The sequence below is a fragment of the Halomonas sp. RT37 genome (genome assembly GCF_040070525.1).
GTDB lineage: Bacteria > Pseudomonadota > Gammaproteobacteria > Pseudomonadales > Halomonadaceae > Halomonas > Halomonas litopenaei.
The window spans coordinates 4,044,960-4,059,295 of record NZ_CP098827.1 but is presented as its reverse complement, the minus strand read 5'-3'; the positions used below and the strand labels follow the sequence as shown (position 1 = coordinate 4,059,295).

The following is a 14,336-nucleotide window of genomic DNA, read 5'->3' as shown; positions in this document are numbered from 1 at the left end:
CATGTCCTCAAAGCTTGATGCCGCGATGCAGCGCGACGATGCCGCCGGTGAGATTGGTGTATTCGACGCGCTCGAGTCCGGCGGTTTCCATCATGCCCTTGAGCGTTTCCTGATCCGGGTGCATGCGGATCGACTCGGCCAGATAGCGATAGCTGTCGGCGTCGCCGGCCACCATTTCGCCCATCTTCGGCAGCAGACGGAAGGAGTACTCGTCGTAGGCGCGGGTCAACAGCGGATTGTCGGGCTTGGAGAATTCCAGCACCAGCAGGCGGCCGCCGGGCTTGAGGATGCGCGCCATGGAGGCCAGGGCGGCGTCCTTGTCGGTGACGTTGCGCAGACCGAAGGCGATGGTGATGCAGTCGAAGGTATTGTCGGGAAATGGCAGGCATTCGGCATTGGCCTGGACGTACTCGACGTTGCCACCGACACCACGGTCGATCAGCTTGTCGCGTCCCACCCCAAGCATGGAGGCGTTGATGTCGGCCAGCACCACCTTGCCGCGCGGTCCCACCATGCGCGAGAACTTCAGCGCCAGGTCGCCGGTACCGCCGGCGATGTCGAGTACGCTATGACCAGGCCGGACGCCGGAACGTTCGATGGTCAGGCGCTTCCACAGCCGATGGATACCGAAGGACATCAGGTCGTTCATCACGTCGTAGCGAGCCGCCACGCTGTGGAAGACATCGGCGACACGTGAGGCCTTTTCCTCGACCGGCACGTCCTGAAAACCGAAGTGGGTGGTGCGCTTATCCATGGGACTCCCGAGTCGTGAGCGATGGCGAGAAGAGCCGATGGGGGCTCTTTGGCAGCGGCCATTGTAGCCTTGCCGAGGTGGCTTGTCTTTGACCGTCACCCGGCTTGTCGCTACACCGGTGTCGATCGCTACAGCTGACGGATCTCGATACCCAGCGGCTCGCGACTGGCGCCGGCCTCGTCCAGACGCTGGAGATAGTCGGCCCAGTTGGCCTCGCGCTCGCGGATCAGCCAGTCCAGATAGTCCCAGCTGTAAAGGCCGCTGTCGTGGCCATCGTCGAAGTGCAGCTTGAGGGCGTAGCGGCCCGCCTGGGTGATGTCGGCAAGGCCCACGTCCTTCTTGCCGACCTGAAGGGTGGCGGTGTCGCCGCCGTGGCCACGGACCTCGGCGGAGGGAGAAAACACCCGCAGGTACTCCACCGACAGGCGGTGGCGGGAGCCGTCGGCGTAGCCGATCTCGAGCTCGCGGGCCTTTCTGTGGTAGTGCACCAGGGTCGGAGTGGGGGCGCTCATGGCGATCCTCTCTGTTTCAGCACGGTGGGCGTGCCCGGACGTCAACGTTGGCGGCATCGAAAGCACGACCGGGCCGCGGCGCAGTGCGCGGCGGCCCGGTCATCGAGGGTGCTTGGCCGGTGGTTACAGGATATACCGGCTCAGATCCTCGTCCATGGCCAGTTCGCCGAGCTGAGAATCGACGTAGGCACGGTCGATGACCAGCGGGTTGCCGAGATCCGAGCCCTTGAACGAGGCCTCCTCGAGCAGCCGCTCCATTACCGTGTGCAGGCGACGGGCGCCGATGTTCTCGGTGCCTTCATTGACGTTAAAGGCGATCTCGGCGATGCGCTCGATGCCGTCATCGGTGAAGCGCACCTCGAGGCCGTCGGTGGCCAGCAGCGCCTCGTACTGACGGGTCAGGGCGGCGGACGGCTCGGTCAGGATGCGCTTGAAGTCGTCCGGCGTCAGCGCCGACAGCTCGACACGGATCGGCAGACGGCCCTGCAGCTCGGGGATCAGATCCGAGGGACGCGACAGGTGGAAGGCGCCGGAGGCGATGAACAGGATGTGGTCGGTCTTCACCATGCCGTACTTGGTCGACACCGTGGAGCCTTCGATCAGCGGCAGCAGGTCGCGCTGGACGCCCTCACGGGAGACCTCACCGCCGCTGGACTGACCGCTGCCCTTGGCGACCTTGTCGATCTCGTCGAGGAAGACGATGCCGTTCTGCTCCACCGCCTCCACCGCGCGGGACTTGATTTCGTCCTCGTTGACCAGCTTGCCGGCCTCCTCGTCGCGAAGGATGGTGAAGGCCTCCTTGACCGTGACCTTGCGGGTCTCGGTCTTGCCCTTGCCCATGCCGGAGAACAGGTTCTGTAGCTGGCTGGTCATCTCTTCCATGCCCGGCGGTGTCTGGAACTCGAGGTTGGGCGCCTGGGGCGACACCTGGATCTCGATCTCCTTGTCGTCGAGCTGGCCTTCACGCAGCTTCTTCCTGAACATCTGGCGCGTCGAGGAGTCCTCGCGCGGCTCGTTTTCCTGGCCACGGGGCGGCGGCAGCAGGGCGTCGAGGATGCGATCCTCGGCGGCATCCTCGGCGCGGTGGCCGACCTCTTCCTTGGCCTGCTCGCGTACCAGCTTGATCGCTGCCTCGGTCAGGTCACGGATGATCGACTCGACGTCACGGCCGACGTAGCCCACCTCGGTGAACTTGGTCGCCTCGACCTTGATGAAGGGAGCCTTGGCCAGCTTGGCCAGGCGCCGGGCGATTTCGGTCTTGCCGACGCCGGTGGGGCCGATCATCAGAATGTTCTTGGGGGTGACCTCCTGGCGCAGCTCGCCGTCGAGCTGCATGCGGCGCCAGCGGTTACGCAGGGCGATGGCCACGGAGCGCTTGGCATCCTGTTGACCGACGATGTACTGATCCAGCGCGTGGACGATTTCGCGGGGCGTCATCTGGGTCATGATCAAAGCTCTTCCAGGGTCACGTGATGGTTGGTGAACACGCAGATGTCACCGGCGATCTCCAGCGACTTCTCGGTGATCTCGCGGGGCGACAGTTCCGTGTTCTCGAGCAGCGCGCGGGCGGCGGACAGGGCGTAGTTGCCGCCGGAGCCGATGGCGATGATGCCACGCTCGGGTTCCACCACGTCACCGTTGCCGGTGATGATCAGCGAGGCCTTCTTGTCGGCCACCGCCAGCAGCGCCTCGAGGCGGCGCAGGGCGCGATCGGTGCGCCAGTCCTTGGCCAGCTCCACCGCGGCCTTGACCAGGTTGCCCTGGTACTTCTCCAGCTGGGCCTCGAAGCGTTCGAACAGGGTGAAGGCGTCGGCGGTGCCGCCGGCAAAACCGGCCAGCACCTGGCCGTGATAGAGGCGACGCACCTTGCTGGCGTTGCCCTTCATCACCGTGTTGCCCAGTGACACCTGGCCATCGCCGGCCAATGCCACCTGGTCGCCGCGGCGAACGGAAACGATCGTGGTCATGGAGAATTCTCCTTGGGGAAGCCGAGGCCTCCGGTGACTGTCGAGGGGCAGAGCCCTCTGCATAAGCGATAGGCTGGTAGGTGCGGGCAGGTCGCAAGGATTTCAAGCGCGGGCGACTCGGGAATGCGGCTCGCTGCGCCAAGAAGACGGTGCAACAGAGGAAGAGAGACACCGCCACGATGGGTGCTTGAGCGGTGGCCAGCACGCACCAGGCCCAGACGTGACGTTCTGGGCCTGGTGGGCGTAGCTTCAGTAGGAGGAGGTGTGCCGACGTCAGTTCTGCAGCTGGATCAGCAGCGGCTCTATGCCTTGAGTGCTCATCAGATCCTGGGCCCGCGACAGTTCATTGCGATCGCTGTAGGGGCCGACCTGCACGCGATGCCAGGTGGCGCCGCCGGTGGCTTCGACCTCGCTGATCTTGGCCAGCAGGCCGAAGTCCTTGAGTCGCCCGGCGAGCTGTCGGGCATCGTTGACCTCGCGGAAGGAGGCCGCCTGCAGCATGTAGCGACGCTCGGCGCTGCGCGGTGTCTCGGATGGCATGGACGACGCTTCCTCTTCGCGGGAGTTGGCGGCGATCACCGCGGCGATGGGGTCGTCCGCGGAGATCTCGTCCTCGCTCGGCTGGGCCGCCTCGGGGCGCTTGGCGGTGGACGCCGGCATCTCCTCGTCGGAGGCGATGACTTCGGACTCCGGCAGCAGGGTATAGAACTCGAACGTCGGCATCGGCGGCTCGCTTTCGCTGGCCTGTCCGCCTTGTGCACTGCCACTCGCATTGCTGCCCTGCTGCTCGCCGCTGGAGGGCTTGGGCAGTACCGCCGCCACCGGTGAACGGGGATCCTGCCAGGGAGCGGTACCGTTCTGGTGGTGGGCCAGCAGGAAGCCTGCGACCACGCCGACGGCGGCCCACAGCCAGCCGGGGATACCTCCGCGGGCCTGCTTGGGTGCTTGCCTGCGCTTCTGGCTGGTGGTTGCTCCGCGCTTGCGCGGGGGCGCCTTGCGAGTGGCCATGGCTTACATCTCCTCCGGTGCACCGACGCCCATCAGGTCGAGTCCATTACGCAGCACCTGACGCGCGGCCAGGCCCAGCGCCAGGCGCGCATTGCGCAGGGCGTCGTCGTCGACCATGACTTTGCAGGCGTTGTAGCAGCTATGGAAGTCGGCTGCCAGATCCTGCAAATATTGGGCGATCTGCTGCGGCTCGCGGGCCTTGGCGGCGTGCTCGACCACCTCGGGATAGCGCGCCAGGCGATTGAGCAGGGCCTTTTCCTGGTCTGCCTCGAGCAGGCCCAGGTTGGCCATGGCGGTGGCGTGGTCGAAGGCCAGGCCTTCGCTCTCGGCCTTGCGCAGCACGCTGCACACCCGGGCGTGGGCGTACTGGACGTAGTACACCGGGTTGTCATTGGACTGCGAGCGCGCCAGATCGATGTCGAAGGTCAGCTGCGAGTCAGCGCGACGGGCGGCGAGGAAGAAACGGGTGGCGTCGCGGCCGACCTCGTCGATCAGGTCGCGCAGGGTAACGTAGCTGCCGGCCCGCTTGGACAGCTTGACCTCGACCCCGGAACGGGTGACCAGCACCATCTGGTGCAGCACATAGTCCGGCCAGCCCTGGGGGATACCGACATCCAGCGCCTGGAGACCGGCGCGTACCCGGGTCACGGTGGAGTGGTGGTCGGCACCCTGCTCGTTGATCACGCTGGTGAAGCCGCGCTGCCACTTGTCCAGGTGGTAGGCCACGTCGGGCAGGAAGTAGGTGTAGCCGCCTTCGCTCTTGCGCATCACCCGATCCTTGTCGTCGCCGAAGTCGGTGGTGCGCAGCCACAGGGCGCCGTCCTGCTCGTAGGTGTGGCCGTTATCGGTCAGGCGACGGGCGGTCTCCTCGACCTTGCCCTGCTGGTACAGCGAGGACTCGAGGAAGTAGACATCGAAGCCGACGCCGAAGGCGCGCAGGTCCAGGTCCTGTTCGCGACGCAGGTAGGCCACGGCGAACTCGCGGATGGCGTCGAGATCCTCCGGGTCACCCTTGGCGGTGACGTGGCGGTCGTCGGCGTGGATGGTCTCGCCGGCCAGGTAGGCCTTGGCCACGTCCTCGATGTAGCCGCCGCGGTAGCCGTCCTCCGGCCAGCCGTCGCTGTCCGGGCCCAGCCCCTTGGCGCGGGCCTGCACCGACAGCGCCAGATTGGTGATCTGGGCGCCGGCGTCGTTGTAGTAGAACTCGCGGGTGACGTCGTAGCCGGTGGCCTCGAGCAGGCGACACAGGCAGTCGCCCACCGCGGCGCCTCGGCCGTGGCCGACATGAAGGGGGCCGGTGGGGTTGGCGGAAACGAACTCCACCTGCACCTTTTCGCCAGCGCCGGCCAGGCTACGGCCGAAGGCGTCGCCGGCGTCCAGCACCTGGCGCACCACCTGGGCCGCGGCGTCGGTGGCGGCGAAGAAGTTGATGAAGCCGGGGCCGGCGATCTCGACCTTGGACACGGCGGCGCTTTCGGGCAGGGCCGCGACCAGTTTTTCCGCCACCTGGCGCGGTGCGGCCTTGGCCGGCTTGGCCAGCATCAGGGCGAGGTTGGTGGCGTAGTCGCCGTGGGCCTTGTCCTTGGTCGGGTCGACCTTGTAGGCCGGGGAAAGCTCCTGGGGAACGACTTCCTGCTGCTTGAGCTCGGCAAGAGCGGCATCCAGCAGCGCAACGATGGTGTCTTTCATGAGGCGTCTATGTCCTGTGGCACGGTGGCCGAGCGTGGCGAATCCTGGCGGGAGCACCTGTCGGCGGGCAGACCGCGTATTATCGATGATTGCGCCTGGCCTTTAAAGGCCGGGGCGGCAAAGCTCAGCGTATCGGACCTCAGCTCAGGGTCTGCGGATCGACGTCAATGGACCAGCGGATACGCCGCGCCTCGGGCCAGGCTTCCAGACGGTGGGCTAGCCATTCGAGCGCGGGGTGCAGCTGACTGCGTCGCTCCGCCATCAGCGCGATCTGCAGGTGGTAGCGGTTCTGACGGCGCTCCATGGGGGCAGGTACCGGGCCGAGGCAGTCGAGATCCAGAGCCAGGCTACGTACCTGCTCGCGCAATTCGCCGGCGATCTCCCGGGCGAGTGCCGTCAGGGCGTCTTCCCGGGGGCCTTCCAGGCGGACCAGGGCCATGAAGCGCAGTGGCGGCAGGGCGGCGATGCGGCGTTCTTCCAGCAGCGACTCGGCCAGGGCGTCGTAGCCGCGCTCGGCCAATAGACGCAGGCTAGGGTCGTCCGGGTGCATGGTCTGCACCAGCACTCGGCCAGGGTGGGCGGCGCGGCCGGCGCGCCCGGCCACCTGCTCAAGCAACTGGGCCGAGTGCTCCAGCGCGCGAAAGTCGCTGGCGTAGAGGCCAGCGTCGGCGTTGACCACCACGACCAGGGTGACGTGGGGCAGATGGTGGCCCTTGGCCAGCATCTGGGTCCCGACCAGGATCGCTGGTTCGCCACGCCGGACCTCGGTGAGCATCTTCTCGAGCGCGTCCTTGGCCCGGGTGCTGTCGCGGTCGATGCGGTGGACCGGGGTCTCGGCAAAGGTTTCGGCCAGGCTCTCCTCCGTACGCTCGGTGCCGCTACCCAGCGGACGCAGGTCGGCGCTGCCGCAGTCCGGGCAGGCGTCGGGAATGACCCGGCGGCGATCGCAGTGGTGGCAGGCCAGCATCGGCGGCTGGCGGTGCCAGGTCATGCGTGCGTCACAGTGGTCGCACTCGGCCATCCAGCCGCAGGCGTGACAAGCCAGCGTGGGGGCGAAACCGCGGCGATTGATGAACACCAGCACCTGATGGCCGGCATCCAGCGTTGCCTTGATGGCGTCGATGACCGGCGGAATCAGGCCGCCGCGTCGAGGGCGCCCCTTGAGGTCGACCAGCTCCAGTCGAGCGGGAGCATGGCGAGTGGCCCGCCGGGTCAGCCGCAGGTGAGCGTAGTCACCGGTGCGCGCGCGGTGCAGGCTCTCCAGCGATGGCGTGGCGCTCCCCAGCAGCAGCGGAATGCCATGGCGCTTGGCGCGCACCACCGCCAGGTCGCGGGCGTGGTAGCGTAGCCCGTCCTGCTGCTTGAACGAACCGTCGTGTTCTTCGTCGACGATGATCAGGCCTGGACGTGCCAGCGGGGTGAAGATGGCCGAGCGGGTACCGATGATAATCGGCGCCCTCCCGCTGGCCGCCGCCTCCCAGGCGTCCAGGCGCTCGTGGTCGGTCAGCCCCGAGTGCAGCGCCACCACCGGGACCCGGAAGCGCTGGCGAAAGCGCCCCAGGGTCTGCGGAGTCAGGCCGATTTCGGGAATCAGCACCAGCGCCTGGCGCTTCTTGGCCACCACCGCCTCGATCAACTGCAGGTAGACCTCGGTCTTGCCGCTGCCGGTCACCCCGTGCAGCAGGCAAGGGTGAAAGCGATCGAGCCCCTGGTGGAGCTGGTTCAGCGCCTTGGCCTGCTCGTCGTTCAGGGCCAGCGCCGGGCTCGCCAGCAGGCCCTGGCCGTCGTCGGGGGTGGGGCCGGTGAGGGTTTCCTCATGGCAGCTCACCAGCCCCTTGGCTTCCAGCGCCTTGAGCTGGTCGCGGGTGAAGGATTGCGCCTGGATCACCTGGGTGGTGAGGCCCTGGGGATGCTGGCGCAGCATCTCCAGCAGTTCGGCCTGGCGCGGAGCCCGGCCCAGGCGGGCAGGATCGCCGTTCAAGGCGACCTGCCAGCGTTCGCGTACCCGCGCCTCCAGCGGGCGTCCCTGACGCAGCAACACCGGCATGGCATGGGCCAGGGTGTCGCCGAGGGCGTGCTGGTAGTAGCGCGAGGTGAATCGACATAACCACAGCCAATCGCCTGGCAGCGGCGCCTTGTCCAGACAGGCCTGGATCGGCTTCAGCTTGGCCAGCGGCAGGTCGCTGTCGTCACGACAGTCGACGATGACGCCCACCACCTGGCGGCGGCCGAACTCGACGCGCACGCGCAGTCCCGGCGACCAGCCCCCTTGCGGGGGCACCCCCTGGGGGAGGTAGTCGAACAGGCGGCGAAGGGGGGATGGAATGGCGATCCGCAGCACGCGCGGGGCAGGAGAGTCAGCCAATTGGCCTCCACAATGAAGTCTGCTAGAATACTCCGCCGCTTCCTTGATGGGAGCGGATCACCGGCCGGCACAGGGGCTTGACGACGCACCAACGAGTGCCCGTGCCATTACCCGTATGCGGTGCCTGGCAATGGATCAGGTGGCGGCATACCGAAAAGTGAGGTTCACGATGAAACAAGGTATCCACCCGGATTACAAGACGGTCAATGCGACCTGTTCCTGCGGCGCCACCTTCGAGGTCGGTTCCACCGCTGGCCACGACCTGAGCCTGGACGTCTGCTCTCAGTGCCACCCGTTCTACACCGGCAAGCAGAAGCAGGCCACCACCGGTGGTCGCGTCGAGCGCTTCAACAAGCGTTTCGGTGCCGCGCTCAAGCGTTGATCGTACGGAGCTGAACGCGCCAGCGAGAAACGCTGGTCGACGATGCTCGGGCAATGTCCCCTTCGAACCCGCCTTCATGGCGGGTTCGTTGCGTCTGGGGTTGCGCAGAGGAACGTGGGGAAAGGACAGGGGGCAAAGGGCAGGGCCCGCGACCGCGTGAGCGTTCCCGTTATTGCGTTGCATCAATGCGCAACGCGCGGCGGGCGACTAGGCTTCAAGCAGCAAAGGGAGGCGATGGTCGGGCCTCATCGTTGTCACTGGGCGAACTCACGCTTGCCCGAGCGGTGAGCTTCCAGCGTCACCCTTGGCCCATCTCTGCGCTCACCTTCCTTGCATCTTTCTTCATGACAAGGGTTGGTGCAATGCAGCAAAAGTTGTCGACATTGTCAGCGAAAATCCTGAAACGGGCGTATAACTGACGCTTTTCTCAATCATGTTGAGAAATGGAATATTTTTCTATATTGTGTTGCCACCGTTCCACAAGGACATCCGGACACCAAGCATGACGGACGCAAAGAAGCAGGCTGCGCTGGACTATCACGCCCTCCCCATTCCCGGAAAGCTGTCGGTCGAACTGACCAAGCCGACCGCCACGGCCAAGGACCTGGCGCTGGCCTACAGTCCCGGCGTGGCGGAGCCGGTGCGAGAGATCGCGCGGGACCCGGAAAACGCCTATCGCTATACCGGCAAGGGCAACACCGTGGCGGTGATCTCCGACGGCACCGCCATCCTTGGCCTCGGTAACCTGGGGCCGCTGGCGAGCAAGCCGGTGATGGAAGGCAAGGGTGTGCTGTTCAAGTGCTTCGCCGGCATCAACTCTGTGGATATCGAGGTCGACGCCGAGAGTCCCCAGGCATTCATCGATACCGTGGCGCGGATTGCCGACAGCTGGGGCGGCATCAACCTCGAGGACATCAAGGCACCGGAGTGTTTCGAGATCGAGCAGGCGCTGGTCGAGCGCTGCAAGATCCCGGTGTTTCACGATGATCAGCATGGCACCGCCATCGTCACGGCGGCGGGTATGCTCAATGCGCTGGAAATTGCCGGCAAGTCCCTCGACCAGGCGCGTATCGTGTGCATGGGCGCCGGCGCCGCGGCGATCGCCTGCATGAAGCTGCTGGTGGCCTGTGGTGCTCGCCCCGAGAACCTGGTGATGCTCGATCGCAAGGGCGTTATCCATACAGGTCGTGAGGACCTCAACCAGTACAAGGCGATGTTTGCGGTGGACACCGACAAGCGCACCCTGGATGACGCCATCGATGGTGCCGATGTGTTCATCGGTCTGTCCGGCCCTGGCCTGATGACCGCCGATCATATTGGCAAGATGGCCAAGGACCCGATCGTCTTCGCCTGCACCAATCCGGATCCGGAGATCCATCCCGACCTGGCGCGGGAGACCCGCCCGGACGTGATCATGGCCACCGGACGTTCGGACTATCCGAACCAGGTCAACAACGTGCTCGGTTTTCCCTTTATCTTCCGCGGTGCCCTGGACGTGCGCGCCACCCGCATCAACGAAGAGATGAAGGTCGCCGCCGTCCATGCGCTCAAGGACCTGGCGCGGGAGCCGGTGCCCCAGGCGGTGCTGGAAGCCTACGAGAAGGACGCCATGAGCTTCGGCCGTGAGTACATCATTCCGACCCCGGTGGACGTGCGTCTGCTGGAGCGGGTGACCTCGGCGGTGGCCCAGGCGGCGGTGGACTCCGGCGTGGCCAGAAAGCCCTACCCGTCGCACTATCCGCTCAAGACCATCGACGACGTCTACGGCGGCTGAGCCAGGCGCCGCTAGATCCAGATGCCGATAGGATCCAGGCGTCTCGACAGTAACGACAAGGCCCTCCAGTGGAGGGCCTTGTCGCGTCTGGTGGCCGTAATCCGATCGGTCCTGGTCGCTAGAACTCGTAGCGTAGCGAGGCCGAGGTGATGCGGTCGGTCTTGGCCTCGGCGTCCTCAAGGGATGAGAGCTGCTTGAGAACTCGTGGTGCAGGAGCCGGTCTGTTCTTGATCGAGGGCTGCCCTAGAACTCGTAGCGTAGCGAGGCCGAGGTGATGCGGTCGGTCTTGGCCTCGGCATCCTCGGGGGGATCCCAAGGGATGAGAGCTGCTTGAGAACTCGTATCGCAGCGAGGCCATCGGGGAATGGACGCTGCTTTAGAACTCGTAGCGCAGCGAGGCCGAGGTGATGCGGTCGGTCTTGGCCTCGGCGTCCTCGGGGGGATCCGAGTTGTGCTTGATCTCGTGGGACAGGCGCAGCGACATATGGGCGTTGATGCGGGTATCCAGGGCGGTATAGGAGCGCACCGTCGAGTTCTTGCGGGTGGTCTCCAGCGACAGTTCCTGTTCGAGGGTGGCGCTATCGCTCAGCGCATAGCCGGCCTCCAGGGCGCCGTAGGCCACCGCCAGACGCTGGTCGTTCTCGCCGGGCAGGATGTCGGCACGATAGCCGGGGCCTGCCTCCAGCGCCAGGTGGGCGCGATCGTCGTCGATCAGCTGGCGGCCGTAGCCGGTGATGGCGGTGAACTGGTGGTCGTAGCCGCTGAAGCGATCCTTCTCCCAGCGGCCGAAGCCGAACAGATAGTGCGGGCCGACCAGTTCGCGGCGTTGGCGAAAGGACACCAGATACTGCTCCGCACTGGTCTCGCTGTCCTCGCTGGCGTGGCGGGCCTCGCCGCGCAGGCGTGACAGCCAGGCCCCCTGCAGCCAGGTGAGCTGAGCCTTGCCGAGAAAGGTCTCGCTGTTGGAGTTGCCCGACAGATGGGTGTAGCCGAACTCGACATGGCCGAGAAAGTCCGGCGAGTCGTCATGGACGGGGATCGGGGCGTAGAAGGCGTCCGCCAGCGCGGCTTTTATCGGCACAAAAAGCCCGAAAATGCATAGTGCCGTCGCGGGCAAATGAAAACGGGAAATCACCATAAGGTGGTCTCTAGGAAGGTTCAAGGCGTGGTGGGTAGCGCGAAGTGACAAGGGGCCCCTCCTTCCCGACGGGAAGGAGGGGTAATGGCCTTAGAAGATGGCTTCGTAGGCGCCGGTACCCTGGGAGCCGCTGTGGCGCTCGACGGCGCTTTCGACACGGCGGGGCTGTACGGTGGGCATGTGGTCTTCGTCGAACAGTTCCTCGACGCCGCCACCCTGGCCGTCGCGCAGCAGGCGACCGCTGTTGGCGTCGACCCTGGCGGTGATGATGCCTGGCGGCTGTTCGGGGATGTTCTCCGGCTTGCCGGCCAGCGCCTGCCCCATGAAGTCGACCCAGATCGGCAAGGCGGCCTGGGCGCCGTACTCGGCGGTGGGGGTGTTGTCGTCCTTGCCCACCCACACGGTGGCAGCGTAGTCGCCGTTGAAGCCGGCAAACCAGGCATCACGCTGGTCGTTGGTGGTGCCGGTCTTGCCGACGATGTCGGTGCGCTCGAGTGCCAGGGCGCGGCGGGCGGTGCCGCGCTCGACCACGTCGCGCAGCATGTCGCGCAGCAGGTAGACGGCACGCTCGTTGGCGACCCTGGGCGCCACCTCGTAGGTCTTGCCGTCGATCTGTGTGGTGGTCTGGCCTTCGCTGCATTCGCGGCAGGCCACGCGGGGGCTTGCCTCTTCCACCAGGGTCTGCTGCTCGCCCTGGGTGATCTTCTCGATGAACCAGGGCGATACCCGGAAGCCGCCGTTGGCCAGCACCGCGTAGGCGTTGGTCATTTCCAGCGGGGTCAGGCTGGCGCTGCCCAGTGCCAGCGACAGGCCGTTGGGTAGACGATCACGGGAGAAGCCGAAGTCCACCAGGAAGTCGATGGTGCGACTCAGCCCGATGTTCTGCAGAAGGCGAATGGTGACCAGGTTGCGCGAGCGGGCAAGGCCGACCCGCAGTCGGGTCGGGCCGAGGAAGTCACCGCTGGAGTTGGACGGGCGCCACAGTTCGTTGCTGCCGTCGTTGAGCACCACCGGGGCGTCGTTGATGACGGTGGCGGGGGTCACCTCGCCACTGTTCAGGCCCGCCAGGTAGATGAACGGCTTGAAGATGGAGCCGGCCTGGCGACGGGCCTGAATCGCGCGGTTGAACTTGCTGGCGTCGAAGTCGAAGCCGGCCTGGAGTGCGAGGATCGCGCCGGTCTGCGGGTCCATCACTACCAGTGAGCCCTCGGCTCCCGGTTGCTGGGACAGGCGCCAGCTGCCGTCCTCGCGCTGGAGGATGCGTACCAGGTCACCCCGGCTGGCGATCTCTGAGGCCGAGGAGGGCGCCGCGCCGCGATAGCGGGCGCTCTTGTAGGGCGCGGCCCAGTCGAGGCCATCCCAGGACAGGGTGATCAGCTCGCCCTCATGGGCCAGAACCTGCATCTCGCGGCCTTCGCTCTTCACCACGATGGCGGGTTCCAGCGGGCCGTAGGTCGGGGTGCGCTCCAGCACCTGCAGCCAGTTGCTTACGTCGCCGTCGACGCCCTCGACGCTGGTCTGACTGCGCTCGGCCGCGCGACGGGCGGTTTCCATGACCTCGGGAGACTCGGACAGCTCTTCCTCCAGGCCGGTGCGCTCGGTCTTTTCCTGGGCTTCGGCCAGACTCTGAGGAATCTCGGTGTCCTCAGGCCCGCGCCAGCCATGGCGGGTGTCGTAGGCGATCAGGCCATTGGCCAGCGCCTGGCGAGCCATGGGCTGGAGCTCGCTGTCGATGGTGGTGGTGATGCGATAGCTGCCGGTATAGGCCTCGTCACCGAAGCGATCGGTGGCGAACTGACGGGCCATCTCGGCGACATAGTCGGCCTGAACCTCGGCCTTGGCCACGTGGCGACTGGCGGTGATCGGCGCCTGAACCGCTTCGTCATAGGCGCTCCGGTCGATGTAGCCCAGCTCGCGCATGCGAAACAGGATCCAGTTGCGGCGAATCAGCGCGCGCTCGGCGTTGGCCAGGGGGTTGAAGGCCGAAGGCGCCTTGGGCAGGCCTGCGATCATCGCGTGCTGGGCCAGCGTCAGCTCGTCGAGCGGCTTGTCATAGTAGACCTCGGCGGCGGCGGCGATGCCGTAGGCACGGTGCCCCAGGAAGATCTTGTTGACATAGAGCTCCATGATTTCCTGTTTGCTCAGGATCTGTTCCATCTGCAGCGACAGCAGGATCTCACGCAGCTTGCGGGTAAAGGTGCGGTCCAGCGTCAGCAGATAGTTGCGCGCCACCTGCATGGTGATGGTCGAACCGCCCGACTGGATATCGCCACCGCTGGACACCAGTTCCACTGCGGCCCGGGCCAGGCCCTTGGGGTCGACGCCGGGGTGTTCGAAGAACGCCGAATCCTCTGCTGCCATCAGTGCCTGGAGCATTGGCTCGGGAATGTCCTCGAAGTCGACCGGCATGCGGCGTTCCTCGCCGAATTCGCCGATCAGCTGACCGTCGCGGGTATAGATGCGCAGTGGCGTCTGCAGCTCGAAGTCCTGCAGTTGACGGACATCGGGAAGCCCAGGAGCGAAGTAGAGGGCGGCACCGACGACGCCCAGGGCCGCGGCGGCGCCAAGCGATATCACCAGCCACACGGCGGAGAAAATGAGCGTTCTGAGATACTTCATGAAATCGCGGTGTCCATGCTGAGAACGAAAAACGGCGGGGCGAAGAGATGGGGTAAGGCAGTCCTTTGCGTCGGCCATTATAGGAACTGGGAGGGCCTGTCACCACCATTGTGACGAATTGCCCGTCT

11 protein-coding genes are annotated in these 14,336 nt (G+C 65.9%); 2 read left to right on the top strand and 9 right to left on the bottom strand.

Annotation, left to right across the window (positions count from 1 at the left end; all coding sequences use genetic code 11):
* Nucleotides 1-7: 7 nt before the first annotated feature.
* From ubiE to NFG58_RS17525, 7 genes are all read right to left on the bottom strand, one after another.
* On the bottom strand, nucleotides 8-754 hold the full coding sequence (gene ubiE / locus NFG58_RS17555) for a bifunctional demethylmenaquinone methyltransferase/2-methoxy-6-polyprenyl-1,4-benzoquinol methylase UbiE (RefSeq protein WP_222516055.1): 747 nt from the start codon (nucleotides 752-754) through the stop codon (nucleotides 8-10).
* Nucleotides 755-882: 128 nt separating this feature from the next.
* Nucleotides 883-1,266, bottom strand: a complete 384-nt coding sequence (locus NFG58_RS17550) for a gamma-butyrobetaine hydroxylase-like domain-containing protein (RefSeq protein ID WP_108132301.1) — start codon at nucleotides 1,264-1,266, stop codon at nucleotides 883-885.
* Between the two features lie 123 nt (nucleotides 1,267-1,389).
* Nucleotides 1,390-2,712: an ATP-dependent protease ATPase subunit HslU gene (gene hslU, locus NFG58_RS17545; protein WP_306169151.1), complete on the bottom strand. Its 1,323-nt coding sequence runs from the start codon at nucleotides 2,710-2,712 to the stop codon at nucleotides 1,390-1,392.
* A gap of 2 nt (nucleotides 2,713-2,714) precedes the next feature.
* Entirely contained in the window at nucleotides 2,715-3,233 is a 519-nt protein-coding gene (gene hslV, locus NFG58_RS17540) for an ATP-dependent protease subunit HslV (RefSeq protein WP_045991151.1), read from the bottom strand.
* A gap of 273 nt (nucleotides 3,234-3,506) precedes the next feature.
* Nucleotides 3,507-4,241 (bottom strand): SPOR domain-containing protein, encoded by a 735-nt coding sequence (locus tag NFG58_RS17535; protein ID WP_348827070.1) that lies wholly within the window; start codon nucleotides 4,239-4,241, stop codon nucleotides 3,507-3,509.
* A gap of 3 nt (nucleotides 4,242-4,244) precedes the next feature.
* Nucleotides 4,245-5,930, bottom strand: coding sequence for an arginine--tRNA ligase (argS, locus tag NFG58_RS17530; protein ID WP_045991149.1), 1,686 nt, complete (start codon nucleotides 5,928-5,930; stop codon nucleotides 4,245-4,247).
* Nucleotides 5,931-6,069: 139 nt separating this feature from the next.
* The gene (locus NFG58_RS17525) at nucleotides 6,070-8,295 is read right to left on the bottom strand and encodes a primosomal protein N' (protein WP_348827069.1); all 2,226 of its coding nucleotides are present in this window, start codon (nucleotides 8,293-8,295) and stop codon (nucleotides 6,070-6,072) included.
* A gap of 169 nt (nucleotides 8,296-8,464) precedes the next feature.
* Between NFG58_RS17525 and rpmE the strand changes: the two genes are divergently transcribed.
* Both rpmE and NFG58_RS17515 read left to right on the top strand, forming a co-directional pair.
* Nucleotides 8,465-8,677, top strand: coding sequence for a 50S ribosomal protein L31 (gene rpmE / locus NFG58_RS17520; RefSeq protein WP_045991147.1), 213 nt, complete (start codon nucleotides 8,465-8,467; stop codon nucleotides 8,675-8,677).
* A gap of 502 nt (nucleotides 8,678-9,179) precedes the next feature.
* Complete coding sequence (locus tag NFG58_RS17515) at nucleotides 9,180-10,451, top strand: malic enzyme-like NAD(P)-binding protein (protein WP_222516052.1); 1,272 nt, start codon at nucleotides 9,180-9,182, stop codon at nucleotides 10,449-10,451.
* A 376-nt stretch (nucleotides 10,452-10,827) separates the two neighbouring features.
* Here the strand turns inward: NFG58_RS17515 and NFG58_RS17510 are convergent, their stop codons facing one another.
* A complete protein-coding gene (locus NFG58_RS17510; protein WP_231498599.1) occupies nucleotides 10,828-11,532 on the bottom strand; it encodes a DUF481 domain-containing protein in 705 nt (234 codons plus the stop codon).
* Nucleotides 11,533-11,679: 147 nt separating this feature from the next.
* Nucleotides 11,680-14,208, bottom strand: a complete 2,529-nt coding sequence (locus NFG58_RS17505) for a penicillin-binding protein 1A (protein ID WP_348827068.1) — start codon at nucleotides 14,206-14,208, stop codon at nucleotides 11,680-11,682.
* Between the last annotated feature and the right edge of the window lie 128 nt (nucleotides 14,209-14,336).

Coding starts and splice junctions, on each gene's coding strand:
- ubiE (WP_222516055.1), bottom strand. CDS start 754: ATGGATAAGCGCACCACCCACTTCGGTTTTCAGGACGTGCCGGTCGAG.
- NFG58_RS17550 (WP_108132301.1), bottom strand. CDS start 1,266: ATGAGCGCCCCCACTCCGACCCTGGTGCACTACCACAGAAAGGCCCGC.
- hslU (WP_306169151.1), bottom strand. CDS start 2,712: ATGACCCAGATGACGCCCCGCGAAATCGTCCACGCGCTGGATCAGTAC.
- hslV (WP_045991151.1), bottom strand. CDS start 3,233: ATGACCACGATCGTTTCCGTTCGCCGCGGCGACCAGGTGGCATTGGCC.
- NFG58_RS17535 (WP_348827070.1), bottom strand. CDS start 4,241: ATGGCCACTCGCAAGGCGCCCCCGCGCAAGCGCGGAGCAACCACCAGC.
- argS (WP_045991149.1), bottom strand. CDS start 5,930: ATGAAAGACACCATCGTTGCGCTGCTGGATGCCGCTCTTGCCGAGCTC.
- rpmE (WP_045991147.1), top strand. CDS start 8,465: ATGAAACAAGGTATCCACCCGGATTACAAGACGGTCAATGCGACCTGT.
- NFG58_RS17515 (WP_222516052.1), top strand. CDS start 9,180: ATGACGGACGCAAAGAAGCAGGCTGCGCTGGACTATCACGCCCTCCCC.
- NFG58_RS17505 (WP_348827068.1), bottom strand. CDS start 14,208: ATGAAGTATCTCAGAACGCTCATTTTCTCCGCCGTGTGGCTGGTGATA.